The sequence below is a fragment of the Salinibius halmophilus genome (assembly GCF_003577475.1).
Classification (GTDB): Bacteria; Pseudomonadota; Gammaproteobacteria; order Pseudomonadales; family Natronospirillaceae; genus Salinibius; species Salinibius halmophilus.
In genome coordinates, this window is the sequence record NZ_QPEP01000033.1 from 1 (window position 1) to 616 (window position 616).

Consider the following 616-nt stretch of genomic DNA (forward strand, 5'->3'; position numbering starts at 1 on the left):
TCAAACAATTTCTGACGAGTGGTGTGATGGATAATGGTCAGTGGCATGCCAATACCCAAGGCAGCCCACAAGGCGGAGTAATAAGTCCATTACTAGCGAACATTTACTTGGATGCGTTTGACCAAGAAATGAAAAAACGCAACCATCGTATTGTTCGCTACGCCGATGACATATTGATCTTGTGTAAAAGCAAAGCAGGGGCAAAGAATGCCAAAGCTCAAGCGACTAAAATACTCACAGAGCAGCTGAAGCTCAACGTCAACGACCGCAAAACCCACATTGCTCACAGCGATGAAGGGATTAAGTTCTTAGGTGTTGAAATACACAGCAAGTACACGCGAATCCAAGACAAAAAGCTCAAGCGGTTCAAATCCGAAGTTAAGAGGCTTAGCAAAAGAAATAGCGGTAAGCCTTTAGTGGAAATCCTCAAACGATTAAATCCGCTATTACGAGGATTCAGTCAGTATTTTCGAATTGCGAATGCGAGCCGTGCATTCAAACAACTAGCAAGTTGGATTCGAAGGCGTCTGCGCAGCATACAGCTAAGGCTTTGGAAAAAGCCAAGCCGCCTGCACAGACGCCTGAGGCAGTTAGGGTACAAACCACCATTTAGGCA

At 45.3% G+C, this 616-nt stretch carries 1 protein-coding gene; it reads left to right on the plus strand.

Annotated elements, in window-relative coordinates:
- Positions 1-26: 26 nt before the first annotated feature.
- On the plus strand, positions 27-616 hold a 590-nt coding region (locus DUW71_RS17515; RefSeq protein ID WP_267896681.1), incomplete at its 3' end, for a group II intron maturase-specific domain-containing protein.